This is a genomic window from Salinimicrobium oceani (assembly GCF_012037645.1).
Map to the genome: position 1 here is coordinate 1 of NZ_JAAVJR010000707.1, position 432 is coordinate 432.

Genomic DNA, 432 nt, shown 5'->3' on the forward strand with positions numbered 1-432 from the left:
ATTTGCAGAGAAGGTAATTTCGGGATTCTCAGGACATTCTGAAGGGTCCCATCCAGGGATTGTGGGATTCACTGCTGTGAGTTCCCAGGTTGCGACGATTGAATTTTGGGTTTCGTCGCCATCGTCGTCGTCGTCGCTGCATGAGCTAAAAAAGAAGAGTCCGAATGCGGCTAATAATAAAAGATACTTTTTCATAATTGTTTTTCTCGTTTGAATTTTAGTAAAGATATTAAAATTTGTGGGTGGGGTCGGGGACTACTTGAAGTCTTTTTCCCTCACCAGTTTTCCGTTCTCATAATAGCGCCAGGTACCATGGTGTTTATTGTGCCTGTACTCTCCTTCGCTCATGAGTTCTCCTTTTCCGTTATAGAAGCTTGCGGAGCCGTGCAGTTCTCCATTTTTATAGAGAAGGTCTTCCAGGACAACTCCTTT

Annotated in this window: 1 protein-coding gene; it reads right to left on the reverse strand. The window is 43.8% G+C overall.

The window, feature by feature from the left end; all coding sequences use genetic code 11:
- On the reverse strand, nt 1-195 hold a 195-nt coding region (locus HC175_RS18990; RefSeq protein WP_209310105.1), incomplete at its 3' end, for a hypothetical protein.
- Between the last annotated feature and the right edge of the window lie 237 nt (nt 196-432).